Source organism: Cryobacterium sp. 10I1, from assembly GCF_035019805.1.
Taxonomy (GTDB): domain Bacteria; phylum Actinomycetota; class Actinomycetes; order Actinomycetales; family Microbacteriaceae; genus Cryobacterium; species Cryobacterium glucosi.
The window spans coordinates 1-7083 of the sequence record NZ_JASJVF010000174.1 but is presented as its reverse complement, the minus strand read 5'-3'; the positions used below and the strand labels follow the sequence as shown (position 1 = coordinate 7083).

Sequence of the window (7083 nt, the reverse complement as noted above, 5' to 3'; positions counted from 1 at the left end):
GGATGAGCAGCGCGGGCGTGAGCGAGGGGGCGCAGAACAGCACGGCGGCGAAGAGCAGGGATGCTGTCGCCGACGCGGACCACGACCGGCCGGCGGAATAGCCGGCGAAGAACAGCCAGGGCAGCAGCAGGTGCGCGAGGATCGCGGCAGGGCGACCGGCCGAGAACGCTGTGAGGAAGGTCGGGGCGAGCACCCACAGTGCTGCGGCTGTGAAGCGGAGGTACCCGCGGTCGGTCAGGCGGGTCGCCGCGAGCCAGGCGCCGAGTGCCGCGAGCGGGAGGGCGACGAAGTAGAGCAGCACGAGCGAGTACGACGGGGCCCAGAACGTGAGCGAACCGAGCACGGCGAGCACGGCGGCGAAAGGATCTGCGGCACCGACGAAGCCGAGGCCGAGGTCGCGCCAGCCGTATCCAACGCTCGCCCAGAGCCCGGCCGGGGTACTCGACAGCGGCAGGAGTCCCCCGCCGGCGAGGTTCTGCGCGCCGAGCAGGGAGGCGAACATGATGATTCCGACGAGCGCAGCCGCGAGCACGGTCCAGGCGCCGCCGCTCGCGAAGAAGCGGATCTCCGGCCGGTCGGCGCCGAGGCCGACGAGCACCGCTTCGCGCTTGAGGGCGTGCCTGCGGCGGACCTCGGCATTCGTCAGGCGCAGGGACGCGATCGACCCCCAGCCGAGCGTGCGGGTCTCGGCGAGTCGACGGCGGGCATTGTGCACCCGGGAGCCACTGAACGCGGTGCGGAATGCGGCCGAGAACTCGCCGGGAATCGCGCCGGGCTCCTTCTGCAGCAGCGCTCCGATGGAGCGGAAGAAGGCGAAGGGCACGAGCGCGATCCAGTGCAGGGGGATCAGCCACCCCGCGGAGTAGACGAGGCGCCGGTGCAGCTGTGCGGTCCTGGCCACCCGGAGTCGCTTGCGGCGGGCCCGTCCGCGCGAGGACCCGCTGAGCCCGGCGACACCGTCGCCCGCCGAGGCGACGCGCGCCGCGGCGACGACGGACACCCGGCGGCCGGACAGGCGCACGCGCACGCAGAAGTCGAGGGCGTCGTCCGCGGACGGCAGGCCGGGGTCGAAACCGCCGAGCTGGTTCCAGACGCTGTGGCGCACGAGCATTCCGCCGGCGTCGACGGCGAGCACGTCGCTCATGCCGTCGTGCTGGCCCTGGTCGAGTTCGCTCTCGACGAGGGTCACGGTCGCCCCGCCCGGCGTCATCGACAGGCCGACGTCGTGGATGTAGTCATGGGCGCGCCAGTCCATGATCTTGGGTCCGGCGACGGCGACGGAGGGTGCGATCTCGAGTTCGCCGAGCAGCGCTTCGAGCGCGCCGGGTTCGGGGGCACTGTCCTGGGCGAGCAGCCAGAGCATCTCGCTGTCGGATTCCGGCGGCGCCATCACGCGCACGGCGGCGGCGATCGCCTGCCCGAAGGTCAGGTCGGAGTCGGCGGAGATGAAGTGCGTCGGACCGTGCGCGGCGAGCAGCTGGGCCGTCGCGTCGCTGGATCCGCAGTCGACGGTGATGACGACATCCGGCTGACGGGTTTGCCGACTCAGAGCCTCGAGAGTGCGCTCAAGGTGTTTCGCGCCGTTGCGGGCGACAAGGATGGCTGTGACTCGTGCATGCATATCAAGCCAAGCCTAGGTTGCATCGTCGTTGTGCGGTGGCCCCTGGACGGGCGTGCCCGATATGCACGGCCCGATTCACGCGGCCGATGTGGGTGGGAACGGCGTCAGCTGGCGCGCTTGCGCAGTTTGCGCCGCTCGCGTTCGGAGAGACCGCCCCAGATGCCGAAGCGTTCGTCGTTGGCGAGCGCGTACTGCAGGCACTGGGTGCGCACCTCGCACGAGGTGCAGATCTTCTTCGCGTCCCGGGTGGAGCCGCCCTTTTCGGGGAAGAACGCCTCGGGGTCGGTCTGGGCGCACAGCGAATCCGCCTGCCAGGCGAGGGCGTCACCTTCGTCGGGAAGAGTGTGTCCGGTGCTGTCCTTGCGAATTCCGGGAATGCCCAAGCGAACGGGATCGACGAACCAGTCCTCGGGTACTCCGGAACGATACTCGGCTTGCGTCATATCGTCTCCCACCCCTTGCAATACGTGCCCTAATAACTCGTCCGCACTAATTACAGCCGTGTAATTCCCCCACGTCAAGTCGCCGATAATAAACCCTCAATGTCGGCTGGAGAGTTTCGACTCGCCCAAAGACAGAAAATGTGACCTCGCCGGGGGCTTGACGAATATGCGTCCAGAGCCCTATGAAACGGATGCCGCCTGCCGCGATTCCCAGGCGCTGCGCACCATTTCTTCGAGGCTGTGCCGCATCTTCCAGTCGAGGTCGCGTGCCGCGAGCGCGCCGCTCGTGACGATGCGGTCGGGGTCGCCGGCCCGGCGGGGACCGATGTCTGGCGTGAAGTCGATGCCGGTCACGCGGGCGACCGTCGTCATGATCTCGCCGACGGAGACGCCGTCGCCGCTGCCGAGGTTGTAGACGGGTTCGATCGCCGTGCCGGCGTCGAGGAGTCGGGCGGCCGCGACGTGCGAGACGGCGAGGTCGGCGACGTGGATGTAGTCGCGCACGCAGGTGCCGTCGGGGGTCGCGTAGTCGTTGCCGTTGATCCGCGGGGTGCGGCCGGCGAGGAGCGCGTCGAAGATGATCGGGAACAGGTTGTGCGGGCTCGTGTCGCGGAGCTCGCGAGCACCGGAGCCGACAACGTTGAAGTAGCGGAGCGCGGTGTAGCTGAGTCCGGCCGCGACGGCCTGGTCGCGGAGCAGCCACTCGCCGATGAGCTTGGTCTCGCCGTACGGGGACTCCGGGCTCTTCGGGGTCTCCTCGGTGACGAGCGAGGTCGTCGGGGTGCCGTAGACGGCCGCGCTCGAGGAGAACACCATCCGCTTCACGTCGGCTTCCTGCATTGCAGCGAGGAGGGTGGCCATGGCCGTGACGTTCTGCTCATAGGTGTGCAGCGGGCGCTGCACCGAGACCCCGGCGTACTTGAAACCGGCGACGTGCACGACGCCCGTGATCGGGTGATCGGAGAAGGTGTTGAGGAGAAGGGGGCCGTCGAGCAGGTCGCCGTGAACGAACGGCACGGACTCAGGGACGAATTCGGCGTGGCCGCTCGAGAGGTCGTCGACCACGACGACGTCGATGCCCTCGGCGAGGAACGCGCGGACGATGTGGGATCCGATATAGCCGGCTCCGCCGGTGACAAGCCACGCCATGTTTACCCTCGCAGGATCGCTCGGCAACCTAGCGATGCCGGTGCTGCCAGCCTAGCGTTCGGGCCGATTCCGGCGCTGCGCGCCCCCTGCGCCGCTTCGCGCCAGGCGTGCCAGGCGCGAAGCAGCGGAAGTAGCGCGCGTGGGTCAGGGCCAGTCGTCGTCGGGGCCGTGGGTGCGCCGGGCGATCTGCGGGTCGCCGTAGCCGTCGCGGGTCACCGTGCTGAACGTCGCGACGGCGCTCCAGAGGGTGAGGAGGGCGAGAACCAGGACCAGGAATGTCATCATGGCAGGAACTCTAGGCATTGCGATATCCTGCCGCGAGTGGCAGTCTTGCCAGTGTTCGACCATTTCCTGCCAATGCCGTTACCGGAGGTTCGCATGCCCGCCGCGCTCGCCCCTGCCTCGCTCAACAAGGTCGTCTGCATCGCCCTGCCCGACATGGCGCCGTTCGAGTTCGGCGTGATCTGCGAGGTCTTCGGCATCGACAGGAGCGACACCGGCGGTCCCGTCTTCGACTTCCACGTGACGGCCGCCGAGCCCGGGCCGATCCGCACCAAGCTCGGCTTCGACATCATCGTGACGGAAGACCTCTCCGCGGCGGCCGACGCCGACCTGCTCGCGATTCCCGCATTCGACAAGGGCACACCGGTGCATCCCGCCGTGCTGCAGGCCGTGCGCGACGCCGAGGCCCGGGGCGCCTGGGTGCTGAGCGTCTGCAGCGGCGCGTTCGTGCTCGGCGAGGCGGGCATCCTCGACGGCCGGCGCAGCACCACGCACTGGATGTACACGGATGCCCTCGCGCGCCGATTCCCCCAGACCCGGGTCGACCCCGACGTGCTCTTCGTCGAGGACCGCCGCGTGGTGACCGGGGCCGGTACTGCGGCCGGCATCGACGCGTGCCTGCACATCGTGCGGAAGGTGCTCGGGGCATCCGTCGCCAACAACATCGCCAGGCGGATGGTCGTGCCGCCTCAGCGCGACGGCGGCCAGTGCCAGTTCATCGAGGCACCCGTCGTCGACTGCGACAGCGACTCGTTCGCGAGCGTGACCGCGTGGATGCTCGAGAACCTCGACCGCGAGCTGCCCGTCGAGGAACTCGCCCGGCGCTCGCTGATGTCGCCGCGCACCTTCGCCCGGCGCTTCCGCGCGGAGCTCGGCACGACGCCGACGGCGTGGCTCAACCGGCAGCGCCTGCTGCGGGCGCAGCAGTTGCTCGAGGAGAGCACGCGGAGCCTCGAGGAGATCGCCGGCGACACCGGGTTCGGCGGGGCCGCCGTGATGCGGCACCACTTCCTCAAGGTGCTGCAGACCACCCCGACCGCGTACCGGCGCACCTTCGGGGCCCGCCGCGCCGGCTGACCTCCGGGCTCCTCGCGCCGAGCAAAGACCGGCGAGCGGGGACTAGGGGGTTGTGGCGAGGAAGACATCTCCGGCGCCCGCGAAGGTGAGGGTGCCCTCGTCGGGGGTGATGTAGACCGATTCGCCGCGCTTCAGGGTGACGGATGCCGTTGCACCGGCCACGAGGAAGCCTCCGGCCGTGCAGAGCGCGATTCCCGGTCCCGTGAGCGTGAACTGGCGCATCGGGACCCCGGCGGCGGGAGCGGCAGCATCCGCCGCAGAGGCCTCGATGTGCACGAGCGCGAAGTCGTCCACGTCGGGCCGGTACTCGGACACGCCGGGCGTGTGCACGATCGGGGCCAGGTAGGGCACCGGAACCGGAGAGAAGGCGAGCACGTCGAGAAGTTCGTCGACGTCGATGTGCTTGGGGGTGAGCCCGCCGCGGAGCACGTTGTCCGACGCCGCCATGAGTTCGATGCCGAGCCCGAGCAGGTAGGCGTGGATGTTGCCGGCCGGCAGATAGAGGGCCTCGCCGCGTTTCAGGGAGACCCGGTTGGTCAGGAGGGAGATCACGATGCCGGGGTCGCCGGGGTACGCCACGGCGAGGTCGCGCACGGTCGCGAGCTCGAGCGGGAACCGGATCGCGGCCCCGCCCTCCGCGAGGTACACGGCGTCCTTCGCGAGGCTGACCACGCGCTCGACGAGCCAGGAGACCTCGCCGGTGTCGCCGCCGCGCCCGTCACGCAGCAGCCAGTCCACGGTGTCCCGCAGGCCGGTGTCACCGAGCAGCCGGCTCTCGAGGGCGTCGAGGGCTCCGGGCTGCGGGTTCTCCGACGCGGCGTCGAGGGCGCGCAACTCCCCCACGATGCGCCGCACCTCGCCGAGCTCGCGGAAACCGCAGAGCGCCTCGAAGGTCTCGCTCAGCGCGAAGATGATCTCGGGCTTGTGGAACTGATCGCGGTAGTTGCGGTCGAAGGCATCGATGGGGACGCCCGCGGCGTTCTCGAGGGCGAAGCCGGTGCGCGCCCGCTCACTCGTGGGATGCGCCTGCAGCGAGAGCGGGCTCGCGGCGGCGAGCACCTTGAGCAGGAACGGCAGCCGCGGAGGCACCGACCCTGCGTCGGTCTCCCGCTCCGCGAGCGCGGAGCCGAGAGCCCGCTCGGGGTCCGCGAGGATCCAGTCGACGAGGGTCCTGGCCCCGCCCGTGCGCGAGGGATCCTCGATTACCGACGGCGACCCCGGGTGCGCCCCGAGCCAGAGTTCGGCCTCCGGCTTGCCAGACGGAGTCGTGCCGAGCAGTCCCGAGATCGCGGTCGTCGAGCCCCACGCGTAGTCCCGCGGTGTATTGCTGATGCCCACAAACATGACTGCTCCTGTACGTCTCGTGCGACTCGGTTGAGTCCAAACTATCAAGGCGCCCACGGATGCCCGGCGACGGTCCCCCTTGACACTCGCTACCTTAACCGGTTTAGTGGGGAGTGCTGAACCGGTTCAGTACTCAAAGGAGAGTCACGCATGACGCACAATGCCGTTGGTTTCCGTTTCACCCCGCGCCGATCGGCGCTGGGCTCCGTCGCCCTCGCGAGCGCGGTCTCGCTGCTGCTGTGGGGAGCCGGTGCGGGAGCCGCGGCCGCACAGCCCGGCCGGGCGGCCGCATCCGTCGCCGGCGGCACCGCAACCGCGGTCGGCAGCACCACCACGCCACCGGCCCCCGCCGCAGGCCAGCCGCTCACCAACCTCGCTCACCTGGACTTCCTGCTCGACGCGGTTCCGCTCACGCAGACCGCGGAGCACACGACCTACCGCCTCGCCGAGCAGCCGACCGCGCAGGCGCCATGGACCTACGCCAACCGCAACGCGGACGGGAGCTACACCCGCATCGGCGGCGGCTCCCTCGACGCAGGCACTGGCCACTGGAGCCAGGGCGCATACAACGCCGACGACATCGCCCGCACCGCGGTCGTCTACCTGCGGCACTGGAAGCTCACCGGCGACGCCTCGAGCCGCGACCACGCGGTGCAGACCCTGCGCGCCCTGACCTACCTCCAGACCGCGTCCGGCCCGAACGCCGGCAACGTCGTACTCTGGCAGCAAGCCGACGGCACGCTGACCCCGAGCGCAACGCCCAAGGAACTGCCGGACCCGAGCGACTCCGCGGAGTCGTACTGGGTCGCCCGCACCCTCTGGGCCCTCGGCGAGGGCTACGCGGCCTTCTCTGGAACTGGCGCGGGCGGAGACCCCGCCTTCGCCGCGTTCCTCCAGAACCGGCTGCACCTCAGCCTCGACGCGCTCAACCGGCAGTCCCTCGCCCGGTACGGCACCTTCGACGTCGCCGACGGCGTGAAGGTCCCGGCCTGGCTCATCGCCGGCGGGGCGGATGCCTCGGCAGAGGCCGCCATCGGCCTCGCCGCCTTCAGCGCGGCCGACCCCGGCGACAGCGTTGTGCGCACCGCGCTGACCCGGCTGACCGAGGGCGTCGCCGCGATGTCCTCCGGTTCGCTCACCCAGTGGCCGTTCGGCGCGATCCTGCCG

At 70.2% G+C, this 7083-nt stretch carries 6 protein-coding genes and 1 pseudogene; 2 read left to right on the top strand and 5 right to left on the bottom strand.

The features are described 5' to 3' along the window. The 4 genes from QN345_RS13640 to QN345_RS13625 all read right to left on the bottom strand — a co-directional run. Nucleotides 1–1621, bottom strand: a 1621-nt coding sequence (locus QN345_RS13640; protein ID WP_323508759.1) for a glycosyltransferase family 2 protein, incomplete at its 3' end; no start/stop codon positions are given. A 104-nt stretch (nucleotides 1622–1725) separates the two neighbouring features. After that, complete coding sequence (locus QN345_RS13635; protein WP_134449029.1) at nucleotides 1726–2064, bottom strand: WhiB family transcriptional regulator; 339 nt, start codon at nucleotides 2062–2064, stop codon at nucleotides 1726–1728. A 180-nt stretch (nucleotides 2065–2244) separates the two neighbouring features. Beyond that, a complete protein-coding gene (gene galE, locus QN345_RS13630) occupies nucleotides 2245–3213 on the bottom strand; it encodes a UDP-glucose 4-epimerase GalE (protein WP_134449030.1) in 969 nt (322 codons plus the stop codon). A gap of 144 nt (nucleotides 3214–3357) precedes the next feature. After that, nucleotides 3358–3498 (bottom strand): hypothetical protein, encoded by a 141-nt coding sequence (locus QN345_RS13625; RefSeq protein ID WP_166787366.1) that lies wholly within the window; start codon nucleotides 3496–3498, stop codon nucleotides 3358–3360. A gap of 93 nt (nucleotides 3499–3591) precedes the next feature. Here QN345_RS13625 and QN345_RS13620 point away from each other — a divergent pair, with 93 nt between their 5' ends. After that, nucleotides 3592–4572, top strand: coding sequence for a GlxA family transcriptional regulator (locus QN345_RS13620; protein ID WP_134449031.1), 981 nt, complete (start codon nucleotides 3592–3594; stop codon nucleotides 4570–4572). 42 nt (nucleotides 4573–4614) lie between these two features. On the opposite strand, the gene manA is transcribed toward QN345_RS13620, so the two are convergent. Beyond that, nucleotides 4615–5916 (bottom strand): mannose-6-phosphate isomerase, class I, encoded by a 1302-nt coding sequence (gene manA, locus QN345_RS13615; protein ID WP_134449032.1) that lies wholly within the window; start codon nucleotides 5914–5916, stop codon nucleotides 4615–4617. 150 nt (nucleotides 5917–6066) lie between these two features. Between manA and QN345_RS13610 the strand changes: the two are divergent. Further along, a pseudogene (locus QN345_RS13610) lies at nucleotides 6067–7083 on the top strand (hypothetical protein); the annotation flags it as partial.